Consider the following 20,943-nt stretch of genomic DNA (forward strand, 5'->3'; position numbering starts at 1 on the left):
AGTTTGTGAGGAGTTAGATCGCGTGTCAAGCATGTTTTCTCTGCATCGTGGCAACCTAAATCGGATAACATCTGGTGACATCGAACCCGTGCCGGTGTTCGCGGAACGGAAGGCGGACCCAACGGATGAGTGAACCCCGCGGGCCCGTTCGCGTCATCGATGTCGCCCGCGCAGCCGGAGTCTCGACCGCCACGGTGTCGAACGTCATCAACAAGCCGGATCGCGTCGGCGTTCGCACCCGCCGGAAGGTCGAGCGCGCCATCCGCGACCTCGGTTTCGTTCCCAACCGTGCGGCGCAGCAGTTGCGCGTCGGACAGAGCACGTCAGTCGGGTTGATCGTCCCCGACGTCTCCTATCCGTTCTTCACCGATCTGGCGCGGGGAGCCGAGGCGGAGGCGGCCGAGCTCGGCCTTTCCGTGTTCCTCGGCAACAGCGATATCGATCACGACAAGGAGGTCGGACTCGTCAGGTCCTTTCTCCAGCAGCGCGTTCGCGGGCTGCTCGTCGCCCCGATCACGAGTCCGCGGGCCGTCTTGGACATCGCCGAGCAGGCCGACGTCCCGTTCGTTCTCGTCGACACTCCGCCGCTGCTCGACGGCAACGTCTCGTCGGTCGCCTCCGACAGCCTCGCGGGCGGACGCATCGCGGTGCGGCATCTTGTCGAACGCGGGGCGACCCGGCTCGGATTCATCGGCTCGGATGCAGACCCGTCCCAGGTCATCGAACGATGGCATGGCGCTCAGCTCGAGGTCGGCGATCACCCGGGCGTGATGCTGGAACGCATCGCTCCTGACGCCCGCGGCTTGCGTGCCGGCGTCACCATCGGCCGCGCGATCCTCGACAGGCCGCCCGCTGCACGACCCGACGGTCTCATCGCCCCGAACGACGCGCTTGCGGTGGGCGTCGTCAATGCCCTCGTCGCCGGCGCGGGAACGGACGTCTTCCGCGACATCCGCGTGATCGGATACGACGACCTCGAGATCGCGTCGCACGCGGTCGTCCCGATCACCTCGATCCGGCAGTCGAGCGAGCTCATCGGACGATCCGCCATCCGCCTCCTCGAGGAACTCGTCCACACCACGGACCAGACGCATCGACGGATCGTCTACGACCCGATCCTCGTGGTGCGGGCGACGACGTAGGTCCGAGAGGACGCGGACGGGCGCTGCCAACGTCGTCGGTGGCGCTGATGCTCGCAAGACGCACGCTCGCCGCGACTGCGACTGCGACTGCAACTGCAACTGCAACTGCAACTGCAACTGCAACTGCAACTGCAACTGCAACTGCAACTGCAACTGCAACTGCAACTGCAACTGCAACTGCAACTGCAACTGCAACTGTGCATGCATCCGTGCATGCAGCCATTCGGCTCGGCCTTCGATCGGCAGTCTGCAGATGGCGCACTGGCTCGAGGGAGCGGGCCTGATCACGATGGGCGCCGCGCGCTTCGGGGTGGGGAACCTGAACTTCTCCCTCGGCGTCGCCGATCTGCAACCCTGACCCGGGTCCGTGGCTGGGTCAGCCGATATGCCCATTCGGGCGCCTCGGCCGACTCGCTCACGGGATGAAGTGGTGCGATGAACCTTCCAGCACCGTTTCGTGTGGCGCCCGCGTGTCGTTTGACGATTCGGTACCGGGCGGCGTCGCGTGTCCGCGATCCCGTCAGCGATGGTCATCGACTGTCTGCCGTAGCGTCGAGCTCCATCGCCGTCCTGTCGATGCGGTGTTCTACCGCATCGACAGGACGCAAGCCCCACCCAGGCGAAGAGAATCAGCGCGGTCGCACTCTAGGAGAGAGCAGAGACCGCACGGGGATAGCACGCGTCAGGTGCCGTGTCTGACCGCCAGCGAAGCGATCCTCAGCAACGCGGCGTCGACCGCCAGCAGCACAAGCGGACGGAGCCATCGATTCCTTCGCCCGCGCTTCCCGGCTCCTTGAGCTACGACTTCTCGGTGCGGCGCGCTGCCCAGTTGGCGGTGGGCGACGCACCGTTGAGGTGGTAGTCGCCGACGGCTCGTTCGCGGTAGATGAGCGGGTTGTGAGACGCGATGGTGCGGGCGTTGCGCCAGTGCCGATCCAGGCGCCGGTCCTCGCTCGTCGCGGAGGCGCCGCCCACCTCGAACAGTTCGGTCACGCTGTCGAGCACGAGCGGGATCACGGTCGCCTGCGCTTCGAAGGCAGCGATCTCGACGCGGTCGAAGGCGTCCTGCTCCGCTTCGCCGACGAGCCAGGACTCGTGCACCTCGTCCAGCTCGTTCGCGACCGAGAGCACGATCCTCTCGGCGGCCGAGGCGCGGGCCGAGAGGCGCCCCACGACCTGCTGGACGAGCGGATCGGTTCGCGGGCTGCTGGCACCGGGCACCCCGAAGGTGCGGGTGCGCGGGATGACGAACTCGACAGCGTCCTCGCGCACCCTCCGGCCGATGCCCGCGAGTGTGGCAAGAAGCACCAGCTGATAGAAGGCGGTGATGTTCGCGTGAGCCCGGCTGTCGTCCGGCGAGAAGTGGATCACTTCATCGTCGCCGACCGCAGCGTCGTCGAAGCGGGTGGTGCCGCTTCCGGTCAGTCTCTGCCCGAACCCGTCCCAGTCATCGAGCCGGGTTACGCCCGCCCTGTCGGCGGGGAGCGCGACGCCGACGTGGTCGTCATCGAGGCTGGCCGTCGCCCAGATCCAGTCGGCGAACAGGGTGCCCGTGCTGTAGTACTTTGCGCCGTTCAGCAGGAATCCGGACCCGTCGCGCGTCAGTCGCGTGTTCGAGGACGTCTCCGCGCCGCGTTCGGCCTGGGCATTGCCGAAGAGCACCCCGGAGGAGACGAGTTCGAACCAACGCGACTGGGCGTCGTGGTCGCGGGCGTTGAGTCTCCCCTCGACGAATGCGAAGTGACCGCGCAGGAGCTGTGGCAGGTTCGAGTCGGCGGCGCCGAGATCGATCAGAAGGGCGAAGAGCTGGCTCAGCGAGGCGCCGAGTCCGCCGTGCTCGATCGGTACACGCAGCGTGCCGAAGCCCGTATCTCGCAGCTCGGCCACGGCGGCGAACGGTAGGTCCCTGTCCTGCTCCCGTCCTATCGAGCCCTCGCGAATGAGAGCGAAGGCAGGTGCGAAGCGGTCGCGGAGCTGCGCGATCGTGGGACGGTCGAGAAGATCCTGAGCGGTCATGCTGACTTCCTTTCCAGGACGGTGCCCGCTGCGGTCGAGACCGGCACGGTCTCGAGGCGCGGGATGGCGTTGATCAGTTCGCGGGTGTAGTGGTGCGAAGGAGAGTGGAAGACCTGCTCGACGGCACCGGCCTCGACGATCTCACCGTCCTTCATGACGACCACGCGGTCGCTGACGTGGTAGACGACTCCGAGGTCGTGAGAGATGAACAGATAGGCGACACCCGTGCGCACCTGGACGTCGGCGAGCAGATCGAGCACCTGCGCCTGGATCGAGACATCGAGGGCTGACACCGGCTCGTCGAGGAGGATGATCCGCGGCGCCGGCGCGAGCGCCCGAGCGAGCGCGACTCGCTGCCGCTGCCCGCCGGAGAGCTCTGCGGGTCGGCGACGCACGGCTGTGCCCGGGAGTCCGACTTGGTCGAGCAGTTCCGCCGCGGCGCGCATCCGCTCGGACCCGCGGCGGACGCCGGCGACGCGGAGCGCCTCGTCGAGGACCCGGCCGACGGTGTATCGCGGGTCGAAGGCGCTGAGCGGATCCTGATAGATGATCTGCACCTGTTGGCGCAGTGTGCGCTCCTCGCGGGCGCTCAGCCCGACCCATTCGCGGCCGAGGATGCTCACGGTGCCGGAGTCGGGTGCGGTGAGCCCGAGCACGATCCTGCCCGTCGTGGTCTTGCCCGACCCCGACTCGCCGACGATCCCCAGGGTCTCTCCGGCGCGGAGCTCGAACGAGACGTCCTGAACAGCGGCCCTGGCGACGCCATCCGGCCCCGTGAACGCCTTCGAGAGGCGATCGGCGCTGACGATGATCTCGCCGATCGGGGGGCGCTTCGGGGCCGTGTTGTCCCTGGCAGTCGATGCTGACAGGCGGGTGCCCTTGGCGTGCTCGGCCGGGACGGCATCGAGCAGTGCCCTCGTGTACGGGTGCCGTGGGCTCTCGAAGATCGCACGGGTCGCGCCCGACTCGACGATCTCGCCGGAGCGCAGCACGGCGACCCGGTCCGCGACCGAGGAGACGACCGCCAGGTCGTGGCTGATGACGAGTATGCTCCTGCCCTTCGTCTTCAGATCTGCGAGGAGCTCGAGGATCTGGGCCTGGACGGTGACGTCGAGGGCCGTGGTCGGCTCGTCGGCTATCAGCAGTTCGGGGTCGGCCGCGATGCCCGCCGCGATCAGGGCTCGCTGGCGCAGGCCGCCGGAGAGCTCGCTCGGGAGCTGCCGGGCGCGCAGCTCCGGATTCGGCACTCCGACCCTGCCGAGGAGTTCGATCACCCTTGCGTCGCGCTCGGCTGCCGTGAGCGGCGTGTGCACCTTCAGCGTCTCCGCGATCTCCCTTCCGACCGGCCGGAGCGGGTCGAGCGAGACGAGGGCGTCTTGCAGGATGAAGCCCACACGAGATCCTCGGATCTGCCGCCACTGCCGTGGCTTGAGCCGGAGGAGCGAGGAGCCGTCGAAGTCGAGCGTCGTGGCCGTCACGACCGACCGTTCGCCCGCGAGCCCGACGAGTGAGCGAGCCGTCACGCTCTTGCCCGATCCGGATTCCCCGACCAGAGCGAGAGCCTCCCCTCGTGCGATGTGGAAGTCGATGCCTGCCACGACGGGTGCGTCGGCGCCGAACGTGACGGTCAGGCCTTGTGCCTCGATCAGCGGATCGGACGCGCTCATGCTCCGCGTCCTTCCAGGCGGCGCTGCAGATAACGCCCGACGACGGTCGTGGAGCACACCAGCAGGGTGATCGCGAGCCCGGGAAACGCGCTGTACCACCAGGCGTTCGCGACATAGTTGCGTGCCGTGGAGAGCATCGAGCCCCACTCCGGATTGGGCGGCGGCGTGCCAAGGCCCAGGAAGCTCAGCGCGGCTCCGGCGACCGCGGCGGTGCCGATCCCGATCGTGGCGAGCACCAGAACCGGGCGGATGGCGTTGGGGAGCACGTGTCGCACGATCACTCCCGCCCGGCTCACGCCGAGGGCGCGTGCGGCCTCGACGAACTCGGCGCGCCGCAACGTGAGCGTCTGCGCCCGCACGAGACGGGCGTAGCTGGGGATGCCGGCGACGCCGATGGCGATGAGCGCATTGGCTGTGCCGCCTCCCAGGACGGCGATGACGACCAGTGCGAGCAGGATCTCCGGGAACGCCAATCCGACGTCGACGAGCCGCATGAGGACGAGGTCCAGCCATCTGGCTCCCAGTCCGGCGGCGATCCCGAACACACTGCCGACGATCAGACCGATCGCGACGGCGCCGAATCCGAGCCACAGTGAGGTGCGTGTGCCGTACACGAGCCGGGCGTACACATCGCGTCCGTTTTCGTCGGTGCCAAGCAAGTGCTGCGGACTGGGCGCGGCCAGGACGTGGTTCAGGTCGACCGCGAGCGGATCCTGCCCGGCCAGCAGTTGCGGCGCGAATGCGGCGAGGACGATCAGCACCAGGATCACGCTCGCTGCCAGCACGCCTGGCGGCGGCAGCCGAACGATCCGACGTGTGCCGGACGCGACCGGCGCGGCCTTCTCCGGAGCGCCGGAGGCGATCGCCTCCACAGGGGATGAGACGCTCATGTGACGGCTCCTCTCAGCCGCGGGTCGATGACCGGGTAGAGCAGGTCGACGACGATGTTGACCACCACATAGACGGTGGCGGAGAGCAGGACGATACCGAGCACGACCGGCATGTCCTGACTGTTCACCGCCGTGAGCAGGATGCGGCCAAGACCCTGCCGTGAGAACAGCGACTCGGCGATCACCGCGCCCCCGAAGAGTCCGCCGATCACGAAGCCGGACATGGTGATGAGGGGCGTGACAGCGTGCCGCAGCGCATGGCCGAATCGGACGGCCGCCTCGCCGAGTCCGCGGGCTCGCGCCGTCACGATGAAGGGCTGCTCCAACACGTCCTCGAGGGCGTTGCGGAGCACCTGGCTCAGCACCGCGGCGATCGGCAACGCGATCATGACGGTGGGCAGTACGAGGCTGGCCGGTCCCTGGTTGCCGATGGACGGGAACCAGTGAAGCCCGTACGAGAACACCGCCAGCAGCAGCAACCCGAGCCAGAACGACGGGGTCGAGGCGAGGATGAGCTCGACTCCGGACGCCGTCGAGCGCACCAGCCTCGGCCGCTTCGCGGTGAGCACCGCGACGACGAGCGCGAGCGCGATCGCGGTGATCCCCGCTGTCAGGGCCAGCTGCACCGTCGCACCGAGCTGCTGGCCGATGACCACTGTCACCGGCTGGTGCATCTGATACGAAACTCCGAGGTCACCGTGCAGCAGTTGCCCCAGGTAGCGCACGTACTGCGCGATGAGCGGCTGGTTGAACCCGTACTCGTTGCGGACCTCGGCCACGACCGCGGGCGATGGCGCCGCGTTGTCGCCTCCGACGATCGCCTGGACGGGATCTCCCGGCATCACGTGCAGGGTCACGAATGTCAGAGTGGCCGCGCCCCAGATCACCAGCACTCCGGTCGCCACCCGCACCAGCGCCTGGCGCAGGAGCGGGTGGCGACGTGCTGGGCGTGCCGTCAGTGCGACAGCCATGTGTCGTAGAAGACAAGCGCGCCGTACGCGTCATCGAAGGTGACGCCGTTGACCTTCTGGTTGTAGGTCACCAGGTCGGGCCGGATGTACAGCGGGATCGCCGGCGCGAGTTGGACGAGTCGGGCCTGCGCCTGCTCGTATAGCGAGGAGCGCTCCTTGGCATCGGTGGTCTCCCGCGCCTTCTGGATGAGGTCGTCGAGCTTCGCGTCGCTCAGCCTCGAGGCGTTCTGCCCCTGGCGCTGTGCGGTCGTGATGTTCTGCGACGAGTACTGGATCCAGAGCACGTCCGCCGTGTTGGTCGTCCAGATTCCGGCCGAGAGGTCGAAGTTTCCGGCGAGCGAGTCCGCGGATGCCTGAGTCGCGGTCTCCTGCTTGATGATGACCTTGACACCGATCTTCTTCACTGCCGCCTGGATGAGCTGAGCGAACTGGGTGGTCTGTGGATTCACCCCAGAATCGATGTACGTGGCCGTGAGCTCCTTGCCGTCCTTCACGCGGTATCCGTCGGCATCGGTCTGTGACCAGCCGGCCTCGTCCAGCAGCTGCGCGGACTTCTTCGGGTCGTAAGAGATGGTGGCGGTGTTGGCGGCGTAGTCCGGCGTGACCGGGGTGATGTATCCGTTCGCGGTCTTCCACTGGCCGAACGACACCGTCTTCACGAGTTGCTCACGGTCGACGGCGTCGACGATGGCCTGCCTGACCTTCGGCTCGTCGAAGGGTGTGTGGGTGGTGTTGAACCAGAACGCGAACGGATGCCCCGGTCGCTCCTTGGACGCCGATCTGAGGTCGGGGTTGTCCTTCACCTGGGCGACGCTCTGCGGTGGCGTGTTCTCGATGATGTCGACGTCGCCCGATCCGACCGCATTGAATCGGACCGAGTCTTCCGCGATGAAGTTGATCTTGATGCCGGACAGGTACGCCGGACCCTCGTGGCCGGATCCCGGCGGAGCCCAGTTGTACTTGTCGTACCGCTTGTACTGGATGTATTGGCCCTTCACCCACTTGACGAACTCGAATGGGCCCGACCCGATCGGGTGCGTGTCGATCGTCTCCGGCGAGTCCTGGATCTGCTTCGGCGAGATGATCGACAGGTAGCTCTGAGCAAGAACGTTGAGGAACGATGAGTACGGGTAGGACAGGTGCACCTCGAGGGTGTACTTGTCGAGCACCGTCGAGTCCTTGTACGGGGCGATGTACGACGCCGCGAGCGGAGACTTCGTCGCGGGGTCGAGGATGTGTTCGAAGTTGAGCTTCAGCCCCGCGGCGTCCCAGGCAGAGCCGTCCTGGAAGACGACGCCCTTGCGGAGGTGGAACGTGTAGGTCAGGCCGTCCTTGCTGATGTCCCAGCTGGATGCCAGATCGGGCTCGAACGTCTTCTTCGGTGTCTCCCACACCAGCGTGTCGAACACCGGTCGCAGCAGGATGGTCGTGTTGGTGTCGGACAGTGCATGCGGGTCGAGCGTGGTCGGCTCATCGGAGTTCTCGCCGACGTTCAGCACCCCGCCGGACACGGGCGTGCCGGCGGCGCCGGTGCTCTGCGACGATCCCTGCGCTCCGCTGCAGCCGGCCAGCAGAAGGGTCAGTGCGGCTGCCGCCGCTGTGGCGGATATCAGGAAATGCCTCTTCATGTCGGGTTCTCCGTGACGATGGATGGTGTCGAAGCGGGCGGGCCGTGCCGGCGCCCGGGATGCCAACGCTCGCATCCCCGGGGCGGCACGGCGAGGGATGTTACGAAGGGTCCGAGTTTGTTTCGAAGGGTCCGAGTTTGTTTCGGAATGTCTCGCAGCGCTTCGGCGAAGACGGGGTGAATCAGTCACCGTGGTGACTCATCCCGGTTGCACCGGGCCGGACCCGTCAGGAGTGCCATGTCACGCGAGCGCAGTCGTCCGCTGATCCTGAGTCTGTTCGAGATGGCGTCTGTCGTGCATCTCGCTCCCGGACTCTGGACACACCCCGCCGATCGTCGGCGGGCGATCGGCGACCTGTCGTTCTGGCGAGAGCTGGGTGAGCTTTTGGAGCATGGCGTGTTCGACCAGCTCTTCCTCGCCGACGTGGTTGGCGTCTACGACGTCTACGGTGACGGGCTCGAAACCCCACTGCGCGAGGGATTCCAGGTTCCGGCGCTCGACCCGTTCACGATCCTCGGCGCTGTGGCCGGCGCCACCGAGCACCTCGGGCTGTCCGCGACCTTCTCCACCACGTACGAGCCGCCGTTCGCTTTCGCCCGGAGGCTCTCCACGCTCGATCAGCTCTCGCAGGGCCGTCTCGGCTGGAACGTGGTGACCTCGTACCTCAGCAACGCGGCGCGCAACTTCGGCTTGGCGGATCAGATCGAGCACGACGAGCGATACCGCATCGCCGATGAGTTCCTCGACGTCATCTACAAGCTCGTTGTCGGGTCCTGGGAGTCGGACGCAGTGCGAGCGGATGTCGAGTCGGGCGTCTACGCGGACCCGGCCCGCGTGCACTACATCGACCATGCCGGCGAGCACTTCCGGGTTCAAGGGCCGCATCTCGTGGCACCGACCCCGCAGCGGCTGCCCGTCATCATCCAGGCCGGAAGCTCGCTGACCGGGCTCGCCTTCGCGGCGAAGCACGCCGAGGTCGTCTTCGTGGGAGGCAGTTCGCTCGAGGAGGTCCGGGAGAACATCACAGCCATCCGCGGCCAGGCCGAGGCGTTCGGTCGCGACCCGAACCAGCTCGCGTTCATCACCGGCGCCAGCGTGATCGTTGGCCGCACCGAGGAGGAAGCGCAGGACAAGGCGCGCGAGTACGAACGCTACGCCTCGCGTGCGATCGATCACCGCCGACGCGGGCCCGATTTCAGTCGTTACCGGCCCGATGAGCTCGTGGAGAACATCATCGCGCGCAAGGACGACGGCTATCAGATGCTGATCCGTGGCTGGCGTCCCGGCCAGACCGTCGCCGACCTCGCCGCGGTGTCGCCGCGACGCGACGGCGGCGGCCCCCGACCGTTCGGAGTCGTGGGAAACCCTCGTCAGGTGGCCGACGCGATCCAGGAGTGGACCGAGCAGACCGGCCTAGACGGCTTCAACTTCAGTCAGCGCGTCTCGTTCGACTCGATCCGCGACTTCGTCGAGCTGGCGATACCCGAGCTCCGCTCACGTGGACTCGTCCGCTCCTCATACCGGGACGGCGAGACGCTGCGGGAACGGATCCTGCCATCGGGCCCGCTGCCGCACTCCACGCACCCCGCGTCGCGGTATCTCGACCCCACCCAGCTGGGCATCCCGGCTGCGCCGTTCGCAGTCAGCGCGACACCGCGCTGACGACGCCGGCGACGCGTCTCGAGCACGACGGCGCGGAAGGCATCCGATCTCGGGCGCCTCATCGAGGTGCTGCGCGGCGGCGTGGCCTACTGGCGTGCCGACGGCGCACTCGACCCCGTCAGGCAGTGTGCTTCGCGACGACCTCTGCACGCGACGGGTCTTCGCTGGCGAAGACCCCGCCGTTGACGACGCTGTCGGAAGTGATCTCCTGGAAGACGATGCGGACATCCTGACGGCGCGCACCGAGGATCTCGACAGCACTCGCCGTGACCGCTTCGGCGAACTCGCGCCGCTGATCGAGCGTGCGGCCCTTCAGGAGCTCGACGGTGATGTTCGGCATGAAGTCCTTGCGGCGAGAAGACCAGATCAGCGCGCATAAAACAGCGGCGAAAAGTAGTCGATGAGAGCGGAGACGGAGGGATTTGAACCCTCGGTCCCCTTGCGGGGACTCCACCTTAGCAGGGTGGTGCGGCACGTCTGCGGCAAGTACTCAGTCCTGGTTCTCACCCTTGAGAACACTCGCGCTACCTGCCATTCCCAAGGCATGTCGGTTCAGCCTGCTGAAAGTCGCTGCGCACTCCAGGCACTCCAAAACTGGACAGAATCGGCATCCTCGGGGTACTCAGGACACTTGGGGGACACTTGGGGCCTTCGCGCGCCCTACGGAGATTTGGCCGCGTGAGACTTCGGTGTGAAGTGAATTCCCAGCCTTCAACCACCCATTAGGACTCAGCCTCATCCTGGACGAAGGATCGCTCTGCGCCACCGATTGCATCGAACAGCGCAGCGTCCAGTGCTGCTGGTTGCCAAGGAGGTGTCGCGGTGAGGTGCGCATCTAGCAGTGCCCGTAAGAGAAACACTGCGAGCCCGCTCGATGGATACTCCTGGTCACCGAAGCGAATGGTGGCCTGCTTTGGTTCCGTTCCGTGCACAATCTTTGATCGATGTGCATACACCTTCTTGAGTAGTTCGTATGTGCGGTCCGGTGCCAAGCCGCCTGGTGCCAACGCCATCGCCGCTCTTAGGCCCATCCGGTGGACAAGTTCGTCATGTTCTTCTCCCAGAAGCGCTTCGATACCGATGCACGCGTCCAAGATGATGTCATCGTCACGGTCTCGCATATATGACTGCATGAGTCGTCGCGCAGCGAGCTTCGCGCGTTGAGTCGTGGAGGCGAGGGCGCCGAAGATGACCGGTAGCCGTGCGAGGTCGTCTGTCGCGACCATGGAGCCCGGTTTGTTCCATCCCCCGTCATTGAAGGCGGGAGGGTAGTGCGCCACAATCGCTACTTGCTCGAGCGGTGGCAATTCGTTGATCCATCCCGTGGCCCAGGCGTGAGGCCGCAGACAGACTTGGGTGTATCCCGTGCGTTCACCCGTCGCGATGCTGAGTGCCTGAAATACCTGGTCTGCGGTGCCCATACCTGGAGTTTTAAGGTCGAAGCGGATGCGGCGAGCCATCGGTCCGTCTTGGTTGGCGAACTGCCGATCGTGTAGAACGACGGCGTGCGTCGCGGCTGCAGCGAGGAACGGATTTACATCCTGCGCGTCCACGCGTAGTGCTCGCGCGCACTGTAGTTCGCGAGTGAGGGGCTCAATAGATATCCCGGGACCAACTTGAAAGGCTTCATCGAGGGGGAAGTGGCGGAGAAGGATTGGAAAGAGAAGATCGCCTGTGACGGTCTCGCCGAATGTCCCAAGCTCCCATTCCCCATAGATGGAGAGCAGAGCTTCTTCTGAGGTGCCCCCCATGGCATCAGCACGCTCAAGCAGCTCGCTCGCCGCGCTTACCGCACTGTTGGCAATCCACTGACCGCGCAGCTCGTCGTCATCCCTGCCGGCTGTGAGTGGGCTGATGCGATCCGAGAGGTATCGATCTGCGGCGACAAAGGTGACTAGTTCCTGGAGAACGGGAACGTCATCGACGTCATATTTCAGCACGGTGTTCTTCTTGGCGCCGAAGAGCATCCCCCAATCAACCAGTTCCGACTTGCCTGAAATCAAGGCGTGATCCCTGACTGTCGCCGGCCATCCGGCCTCATTCTCATGATATTCGACGAGCGGCCGTCGCGGCACATATCCGGATCCATTCGTGATGTCCAGACCGAAACCATGCATGGCAGTTGCCGCTCGCACCATGAGTTCGGCAAGCTCGGGAAGATGAGGCTCTGACATTTGTTCTCCTCTCGTAGCCTTTCAGCGATACCAAGTTCATGCCTGTCGACAGGCATGACCACGGATGGTTGTCGTCGGCTCTCATGCACTATCGCCTCTCGCCCACGATCTCGGTTCCGACTGGGCGGATCACATCGATATTGCGTGACGTGTCGTCAAACAGCCCACCCGGAATACAGCAGATCGCAGCGCCGTCGCTCGCGGATGCACCCGCCGAGCACCCTGCGGTTTCGCCGACACACCGTCATCCTCGCCTCCAGCTCACGCGTGTCGGAGACGATGACTTACGCTCTTTCAGTCACCCCACCGGTGTCCGATCGTGTTGAAATACGGCCGCCGCGGAGAGGCGCGCGTCCACGATTCTTGACCGAGTCAGCGAAGCCGTCCACCTAAGGAAATCGCTATCGAATTCTTCCAGCAACTTGGTCAGGGCCCTTGGCAGCCGCAAGTCGAATAACAGGCGGTACCACTTCGGCCCCTTACGCCTGAATGAAGACTGTAATGGTCGGACCGTCCACCGTGTCCGGCCGCCCCGGGGTGCGGCTGGGTTCTTCCACGATCACTGGACAGCCTTCAGACGCTTATACACCGCTGCGACGCCACTCCCGGATACCCGAGCCATAGGGAAAAGCGCCCGATGAGGAGTGAAAGCATAGCCAGTTGCACCTCGCGCCGAAGGAAACGTGATCAACACCGCCGGTTTGCGGAAACCCTCATACGCTTCTTCTACAGCGAACGCCGCTGAGCAGGCGGCATCAATTCGAACCACTAGCGTGGGAGTGCGCCGAGGGACCCATACGCTGAACTGTCCATCGTGAACCGCAAGGATCAGTCGAATTGGCACAGCGTCGGCGAGCTTCCAGTCGATTAGGTTCCTCACGGTTTGATCGGTCGGAGCAACAAGGAATAGCGCTTTGTTACCAGCGCGATCAACACGATGAAACTCCACCTGAGCACGAACCACCGATGCGAGCCAGTAACCCGAAAAAAGAACCCCAACGATTGAGAATGCGCCAAGAATCGGGGTCCAAACCGACCCTTGCGCTTCGATACCGAACTCGATAATCCGCAGGGCAAACGCGACAACCGCGACGACTAGAGTCAGCGGCAACGCGAGGGCACGAAAGACATTTCTATTGCGGCGATCGCTCGGATCGGTTTGGAGAGAACTCAGGGAAACCGAGACCGCCGTACGCCCTTCTCGAACCTTGCTACTACTATCGCCTGGCCTAGCGACGTCTCCACGGCGACCCGAGGCGGACTGAAACGAGGTGTAGCCGTTTGCAAACTCTTTGCGCGTGAGATAGAGAAGCATAATTCGCCAGGCGACCAGGGCCGCGGCCGTTGCACAGAAGAGGATAAAAGCGATCAGAAAGAGGCTATAGCTCTTGCTATACGTTCCGGCGCCAATGAAGAATAGCGCTGCGATCCCTGGGACAGCCAAGAATGGCCCGACGTGCGACCAAGTCCGTGCGGAGGGTTTCACGCGTCGCCCCTGTTGCGGTTCCTGATTCATCTAGTCACCCCCTCTCAGTAGGCCGCCTCCACCAGTAATGAAGCCGAGCCAACCACCATCCGCTGCCAGGACATCCCCGACTAGTCCGAGACCCTTCACCGTAGCAGCCCAACTGTCAGGCAATGTGTCTACGCCCGGGGAGCCGAAGGCGAATCCCACCATTGCGGCCCCATCACCAATAACGTCTAAAGTGCACGCAACTTGGTCTTGTAGCGGACCGCAATCAAGGTACGTCGCGACTCCGCCGGCAACAAACGATACCGCGCCGAGCGCAATCGCTTCGGGTTCTCCCCAAGCGTTGATTGGCGAAGAAACCTCCAGCATCACGCTAAGTGAGCCAGCTATGGCACCAATCCCGGAACAGATAGTGCTGGCAAGCCTTTGATTCGTCTTGCTATTGGAATCGCCCTGTGTGCCGCTTCTACCCTGCGCTGCAACTTTCGCAGCTTCCGATTTTGCGGTCGGCTGCGCCTGTGCGGCCTGAGTCGAGCTCAGGTATCCGTCCACAAGGTTTCGGGTCACGAATTGCCCAGTAACGTCGTTGCAGTTGACGGGGTCGTTTGGGTAGTTGTAGGCGTTCGTGTTGCCGCCAGCGACAGGGTCAGTCTGGAGGAATCGTCCTAATTCTGGTGAGTATTGACGTGCTCCCATTTGGGTTTCAGTAATGTCGCCGAGGGTGTCGGTGAGTTTCGCGGCCCCGCCTCCGAATGCCTCGGTGGTGTTCGGCATCGACATTGTCGGAGTCGTGGAGGTGTTCGCGGTGATGGTTTCGATCTGGCGGGTGCTGCTGAGTGGGTTCCCGTACGGGTCGTAATACTCGATGGTTCCTTGTTGTTGTCCAGTGCCGTCGGTGACGAACATCGTCTCGTTCTGCAGGTTCGGGAACGACCATTTCGAGCCGGAGGCTTGGATACTTTCGGACACACCGGCCGGGTAGGTGAGCATGACATCAGTGGTTTTGCCGTTCACAAGCACGCCGCCGAGACCACCTCCAGCGACATACGCGTAATCGTAGGTGTGGGTGGCACCGTTACTGGTGGTGGTTTCCTGCACGACCCTGCCGGTCGCATCCCGCACATATGCAATCGACGCTGCGTAGGCGGCCACTCCTCCACCGGTGGAGGTGACAGTGATGAGCTGGTTGTCGCCGTCGTACGACAGGGTCTGGTCGGCCAGCGTGGTCATGTTCCCGTTCCTGTCGTATGCGAGGGTGGGGGCGGCACCGGTCTCGGTCAGGTTGTTCGCCACGACCGGGTCTGCACCACCTGGCGGATCCGATGCCACCGTGCCCATCAGCTGATCAGCGTTGTCGTAACAGTACGCAGCCGACGAGGTCGTGCTTGTGGTTCCCCCGGTGTATTCGTCGGTGAAGCTGGTCCGGTTGCCGTCGGCTCCCGCATTCGTGCTGCTGCCGCAGGTGGCCGTCCCGAACCCGTACGTGAGCGTGTTGCCCGGGATCACCGCCTGCACCAGCCGGCCAGCAGTGTCATATGTGTACGTCGACGTCGCGGTCGTCATGGGTGAGTCGCCTTGCCAGGTTCCGATCCCGTATTCCAGTACGCGGCCAGCCTGCGAGAACAGCTCTCCGTCGGCGATGGTTTCTTGCGTATCCGGCAGTGACCACAGGGCGGTATCGAGTTGACCTGCGGGTGCGTACTGTAACTCTCCTGATACCGGTGAACCTGCGCCGCCATCACCTGGATAGGAAACATTCGTCAGAACACCCTGCGTGTATGTCGCCTGGGCGGCATCCGCCCCGTTCACGGTCTCATCCACGACCTGCCCGTCCACGTTGTATGTGTATGCCACGGTCGTCGCCGTGCTGTCCGGTTCGGTCGTGACCTCCGAGATCACCTGGCCGACCTGGTTGTACGCGTTCGTGGTCACGGCACCCCACACGTCCGTGTAACTCGTCTCCTGCCCGTCGAGGTTCACCACCGTCGTGATCTTGCCACCATTCGGCGACCCCGTTACAGGCGACGCGATTGTGGTCACCAACGGGCTTGGTGTGGCGCCGTCGGAGTAGTACCCGTTCGTGACCGTGTAGGCGGCGTTGCCGTCCAGCGCAGGGTACGACTGGGCCGTGGCCAGACCACGCGCGTCATACGTCGTACACGACCAACTTCCGGCTGCGATATTCCTGGATCCGGCGACCCGCCCCCACGCGTCATAGACGTACTGCGTCGTGATCGCCGCACCCGCGGCCGGTGCCGGATCGGTCGAGGACTCAAGCATCCCGTATTGCGGTGTCGTTAGCGGTACCGCACATACCGGGCTATTGACGCCGAGCACGGTCCCGTAGCCGGTAGTGGCCGGGTAGTACGTGTTGCTGGATGTCGTTCCGGATCCGGCAGGCTTGGCGGAGGTCAGCTGCCGGTTGTACCCGGTAGTTCCGGTCTCGTAGGTGGCTGTGCTCGTCAGGTTCAATCCACCGGGATCCACCGTCGAGGAGGCAACCTGCCCCAACCACGGACTGGCGCCGTACGACGTTGACGTGCTCGTGAAGGGCACCTGCGAACTCAAGACTCCCGATGTGCTCGATGGGGCCGAGTCGTCTGAGGTTGTAGCGGTGACCAGTGTGTAGTCCGGAGACAGATCTACGGCCGGTACAGGAACGTTGTTCGCTGGTGCGGTCGGGACGGCGTTTCCTGGGGTGGCCCAGTCGAGTTGAAGTTGGGCTCCTTCCGTTGACTGCCAGTAGGCGAGTCGAATTCTCATGACTTGACCAGCTGTGACCGTCACGGACTTGGCTGGCGAATAGTGCGGTGGCCCACCGCCCCAGTTGTTGATGACCTGGGCATCGTTGAGCCATAGCTGGGTGCCGTCGTCTTGGTAGGTGTACAGCTGGTAGGTGCCCGCTGTCGGGAAGGTGATCAGCCCGCTGAACATGACGGACCACGTGTAGGGGCCAACGGCTGTTCCGGTTGGCCCTGTGATGGGTGAGACGGCGGCGCTGCCGTTGTTGGATGCGGTCCACGAGTAGTTCAGGGATCCGTCTGTGGCACCGCCAACAGCGCCCGCGGCTGCTGGGATCGATACCGTCTCTGCGGTGGGGATGCCGGACAGGGTGCCGTTGTTGTACCACTTGGCGTCGAGTCCGCCGGCCTTGCCGTTGAGCGCTCCGGCCCCGTCGTAGGCCGTGGCGGTGTGTGCGACGGGCATGTTCAACGCCGGACAGGACCCGGTCACCCCTGCGGCGGGGGTCTGGTTTGTGGCGGTCTGGCCGAGGATGCTTGAGCTCAGAGACGGGAAGCAGGATTCCGGTGCCGGCCCGAATGTGTCCGTGGCACGGTGTTGTGAGTCGTAGCTGGTGGTGGACTCGTGTCCTTGCGGGTCGATCTGCGCCATTAGATCGTCGGAGCTGTTCCAGTACGACTGTGCCGTAAGGCCCGATGCACCTGTGGTGCTGACTTTCTGGAGCGACTGGTTGAAGGTGACGGTCTCCGCATGCCCGTCGGCACCGTCAGTGGTCGGCATGGTGGGTTCTCCTGCAGCATCCACATAGGTCGTTCCGACACTCGTGGTCGTCGGCCGCGATTCATATGTGTATGTCTTCTGCGGCTGCGGAGAAGCTGTCGAACCATCCGGAGATGGCAGTGTCACGCTAGTGACGTATCCGGCCGTAGCGTCACTTGTCTCGTCGTACCCGATCACGGTGTCGACTGTGGTCGGCGGCGTCCCGGTCATCCCCTGAGATGCGAGCCAGTCGGTCGCCGTCGCCGACTGGATGCGGGACAGCAAATACTCACCCGCCATGGGTCCCGTGGTCTGCTTGGTGTATCCGAAGTCGGTGATCGCGTTGCCCGGGTTCACCACCTGGGCTAGCTGTCCATTGCTGTCGTAATACAACTGTGTGGTTGACCCGTCTGGGTAGGCGATCTGGCACAGCATCCCTGCATCCTTGGCTGTCGTGAAGGTCGACCCGGATGGTGGTGCACAGTCACCCACACCGGTCCCCGTCGCGGCCGCGCTCGTCGCATTCAGGTAGGTGAACTGCACCTGACGGGCGTACACGGCAGGGCTGGCACCGTTGGAGGACAGTCGGTCAGACAGACTCATAAGCTGTCCGGACGAGTTGTATGCGGGCACCGGGGCAGCAGGGTGCGTGAGATCCTCCGGTGTTGTGGCGCTGACCACGTTGCCTGCGCCATCGAACAGGTACACGGTGCCGGTGGCATCGGTGAACGACAGATTCCCGTTCTGATCCGTTGTGAGTGTGCCGGACTCCCCGGGTGGTGGCGTGTATCCGCCTGTCGGGGTCTTCGTGTAGGTGAAGGTTTCCCCGTCGGTTGCCTGCAGTGTGACGTAACCCTCGTGGATCTGAGCACCCGCGTACGAATCAGCGGTACCGGCGATCGCCCCGGACCCAGACCAGCCGGAAGGCAGGGTCTGCGCGGACTTCGTGAACCAGGACGCGGGAACCACCTGTGCGGTGGATGCCTGCCCGACTTGCTGCACCTCGAGCGAAATGAACGACCAGACATTGACCTGTGAATACTGCACAGTGATCGGGATCGGCAGGTTCAGAGTCTGCCCGTTCAAGGTTGCGGTCAGGCCGTCGGCCGCCACGACAAGTTGCTGTGACGAGGCTGTTCCCCACTGGGGGGTGTACCCGGTCAGAGGGGTGTTCCAGTATGACAGGACGGTCTGCTGCGCACTGCCAGTGCCGAGCATCATGACAGCACCGTCGTCGTGCACAAGCCCGAACTCGTAGGTCCCCGACGGTGGGCTGATATACCCGGTCCATTGCGCCAGGAAATAGTTCGCAGGAACACCAGGGGCGGGCGAGGCACCGTTCGACCAGTCGAACGAGATATCCGGATCCGTGCGCACCAACGCCGGTGCCGGCAGCGACGAATCGAACTTGAGGTCGGCCGATCCTCCGCTGGGTGGGGTCCGGTCGTAGTAGGAACCGATCAGACCTGCATTGCCGGCGAGCTCCGAGTTGTAATTGAACGACATCCCCATCGGCCCCCCAACGGTTTGGACCGTCGGTGACCTGAACGTGGCGGACGCGTTGCCGTTGGCAAGGTTCACCGTGACCGGGCCCGCGGTGTCCGTCGGAGACGGTCCCGGCGTTGACACGCGCAGGTTCATCGTCAGACGCTGCACGCTCGGCGTCCAGTCGTCATAGGCATCGTTGATGATCTCGTCCCACGTGTACGAGCTCGAGTCGTTCAACAGCCCAGCCGGAACGGTCCATGTGACGGTGCCGGCAGCAGCATCCACCACACACGCCGACCCCGTGGCAGCACACACTGGTGACAACGCCACTTGACCGGAAACTCCGTCCGCACCCGTGGTGATACGGATCGCATATGAGAGTGTCTGCCCGTTAGCTGCGGTCGCCGTCGGGGCGATCAGGGTCGGTGTGAGATCAGCGACGATCGAAGCATCACCCGGCGATGGAACCGTCGCCGCGACAGTTGGATTGGCGGACGTCGTCCACGAGTACACCGGCGACGCACCGGTGACTCCGTAACTGTCTTCAGCCTGTACCTGCCAGTAGTACTTGCTCCCAGCGGCAAGGACAGCGCCGGGAACCCTCACCTGGGTCGACGACGTCCATCCGGTGCTCCACAACGGGCTCGACATGTTCGAGTTCGCCGAAACCGTGAAGTCATAACCGATGTAGCTGCCGTTTCCGCCGCCGCCTGCGGCCGACAGGGTCGGTGTCGAGGAACCAGTCCCGCTTGTCGGGGACGACGTCGTCGCGGCGAAACCGTCCCCATCAGGAACCGAGACGTGCGTGGCCGACGCCGACACATTCGCCTCGTACGAGATGTACATCTCCAGACCGAGATCCTTATATGTGTAGGATCCCGCGGTTTCCTGACCAGTCAGCATCAGATAATTGCCGCTTGAGCGGGCATTCACCCACGAACTGATCTCGTTCGTCAACCCTGAGTCCGACGCGTAGCCGTACCCAGACCCGCCCGCCGAGATCGTAATTCCGGAGAGCCAATTCCCAAGGCCTCCGAAATTGAACGCGCTCGCCCAGAAAACGTTTCCCGTCGTCTGATTCGTGGTCCCGTTGTTCAGATACCACTCCTCGATTTCGGCGCCCAGCACGTGGTAACCGAAGAGCTGCTCATAGTTGAACGTCGTCACCGTCCGCCAATACGTGTCCCCACCCGCCCTTGAATTCCCCACGTAGGCAACACCGCCCAGCACGGTCCCGTTCGACTCGAAAGACTGTGCATTCTGAGCGCTCGACGACGCCGTCGAAGGATCGACATAGACGGGATAAGTGCGCGACGAATCCTGCAACCACGAGTCATCCGGTGTCAACGTCAGACGCCAGTTCCCGTTGGCCAGCTTGGTCAGCGTCGTCGGCACATCGGTGATCACCGGACCGCGTTTCCCCTCGATCTCCGATGAATCCTGCATCGCCGGAGTCGGCGTCACGAAAACCTGCACACCATTCGCGTTCTTGTAGACGATGTCGCCGATCTGATCCTTCGACAACGTCAGCCCGGGGGCGTGGATGGTCCAGGACCAGCTCGGGTTCGCCGAGGTTGGCGGGGCCTCGAGCACCACCGTCTCCTTCACCGCACCCGGCTTCACCTGATACGACAGATCGGTGTTCGGCAAGACGCCTTGATACGCCACCGACGATCCAGCATCACCACCGCTCGCGACCCGATCCACCAGCGGCGCCTGACTCGCCGTCACCTTCCGGACACCGGACATCGAGAACGACGCCGTGTACTTCCCCGACGACACCGAATACTCAGAACCCGTCGCCGAGCGCGAGAACTTAGGTCGCAGCGGATTGTTGTCTACCTTCAACCCTCCCGTCGACGCATCAGCCACGACCTTCGTTGACACCGGAACCCACGACCCCGACGAACTCTTCACATTCAACGGCTGGACCGACTCCTCCAGAGTCCGCGTCCCGTTCGGGTTCTGGTACAACTGCGTGAACTCGCCCCGCCGCACCACCTTCGACTTGGTCCGGTCGAACCCTCCCTTCTTCGTCGCATCCGTCGATGACTTCGCCTTCGGTAACGACACTTCGCCAGCCGCGGCCGAGGGCCGGAAGCCTGAGTTCGCCTTCAACGACGCCCCATGATGCAGGCTCCCCTTCTTCACCGGAAGCGCCCCCACATCCGACGCCGAATGCTGCTGACTCGCCACCGCCGGCGACACAGGAACGACAGCCCCCGCGAGACTGATGAGCACGATCGAGGCAATCGCCAATGCCGCTACAGGATTCGACCACTTTCTCCTCGGAAGTGAGCGCAGAAGACCACGGCGAACGGGCATAGTGACTC

Annotated in this window: 11 protein-coding genes; 2 read left to right on the top strand and 9 right to left on the bottom strand. The window is 64.1% G+C overall.

Annotated features, from left to right (window positions below):
* Positions 1–125: 125 nt before the first annotated feature.
* Positions 126–1,142: a LacI family DNA-binding transcriptional regulator gene (locus ACX9R5_RS01145; protein ID WP_459407174.1), complete on the top strand. Its 1,017-nt coding sequence runs from the start codon at positions 126–128 to the stop codon at positions 1,140–1,142.
* 798 nt (positions 1,143–1,940) lie between these two features.
* On the opposite strand, the gene ACX9R5_RS01150 is transcribed toward ACX9R5_RS01145, so the two are convergent.
* Genes ACX9R5_RS01150 through ACX9R5_RS01170 form a run of 5 tightly spaced genes read right to left on the bottom strand, consistent with a single transcriptional unit; the run spans position 1,941 to position 8,314 of the window.
* Positions 1,941–3,158, bottom strand: coding sequence for an acyl-CoA dehydrogenase family protein (locus ACX9R5_RS01150; protein WP_459407175.1), 1,218 nt, complete (start codon positions 3,156–3,158; stop codon positions 1,941–1,943).
* Positions 3,155–4,825, bottom strand: coding sequence for a dipeptide ABC transporter ATP-binding protein (locus ACX9R5_RS01155; RefSeq protein WP_459407176.1), 1,671 nt, complete (start codon positions 4,823–4,825; stop codon positions 3,155–3,157). The genes ACX9R5_RS01150 and ACX9R5_RS01155 overlap by 4 nt, the downstream gene beginning before the upstream one ends.
* Positions 4,822–5,715 carry an ABC transporter permease gene (locus ACX9R5_RS01160; RefSeq protein WP_459407177.1) on the bottom strand — a complete coding sequence of 298 codons (894 nt, stop codon included), beginning with the start codon at positions 5,713–5,715 and terminating at the stop codon, positions 4,822–4,824. Before ACX9R5_RS01160 ends, ACX9R5_RS01155 begins: the two co-directional genes overlap by 4 nt.
* Positions 5,712–6,686, bottom strand: a complete 975-nt coding sequence (locus ACX9R5_RS01165; protein WP_459407178.1) for an ABC transporter permease — start codon at positions 6,684–6,686, stop codon at positions 5,712–5,714. The genes ACX9R5_RS01160 and ACX9R5_RS01165 overlap by 4 nt, the downstream gene beginning before the upstream one ends.
* The gene (locus ACX9R5_RS01170; protein WP_459407179.1) at positions 6,671–8,314 is read right to left on the bottom strand and encodes an ABC transporter substrate-binding protein; all 1,644 of its coding nucleotides are present in this window, start codon (positions 8,312–8,314) and stop codon (positions 6,671–6,673) included. Before ACX9R5_RS01170 ends, ACX9R5_RS01165 begins: the two co-directional genes overlap by 16 nt.
* 237 nt (positions 8,315–8,551) lie before the next feature.
* On the opposite strand from ACX9R5_RS01170, the gene ACX9R5_RS01175 reads away from it, so the two are divergent.
* On the top strand, positions 8,552–9,976 hold the full coding sequence (locus tag ACX9R5_RS01175; protein ID WP_459407180.1) for an NtaA/DmoA family FMN-dependent monooxygenase: 1,425 nt from the start codon (positions 8,552–8,554) through the stop codon (positions 9,974–9,976).
* 118 nt (positions 9,977–10,094) lie between these two features.
* Here the strand turns inward: ACX9R5_RS01175 and ACX9R5_RS01180 are convergent, their stop codons facing one another.
* From ACX9R5_RS01180 to ACX9R5_RS01195, 4 genes are all read right to left on the bottom strand, one after another.
* Positions 10,095–10,316, bottom strand: coding sequence for a tautomerase family protein (locus ACX9R5_RS01180; RefSeq protein WP_459407181.1), 222 nt, complete (start codon positions 10,314–10,316; stop codon positions 10,095–10,097).
* 382 nt (positions 10,317–10,698) lie between these two features.
* The gene (locus ACX9R5_RS01185; RefSeq protein ID WP_459407182.1) at positions 10,699–12,150 is read right to left on the bottom strand and encodes a hypothetical protein; all 1,452 of its coding nucleotides are present in this window, start codon (positions 12,148–12,150) and stop codon (positions 10,699–10,701) included.
* Between the two features lie 559 nt (positions 12,151–12,709).
* Positions 12,710–13,666 (bottom strand): hypothetical protein, encoded by a 957-nt coding sequence (locus tag ACX9R5_RS01190; protein WP_459407183.1) that lies wholly within the window; start codon positions 13,664–13,666, stop codon positions 12,710–12,712.
* Positions 13,667–20,869: a PA14 domain-containing protein gene (locus ACX9R5_RS01195; RefSeq protein WP_459407184.1), complete on the bottom strand. Its 7,203-nt coding sequence runs from the start codon at positions 20,867–20,869 to the stop codon at positions 13,667–13,669.
* Between the last annotated feature and the right edge of the window lie 74 nt (positions 20,870–20,943).

It is taken from the genome of Rathayibacter sp. CAU 1779 (genome assembly GCF_054551755.1).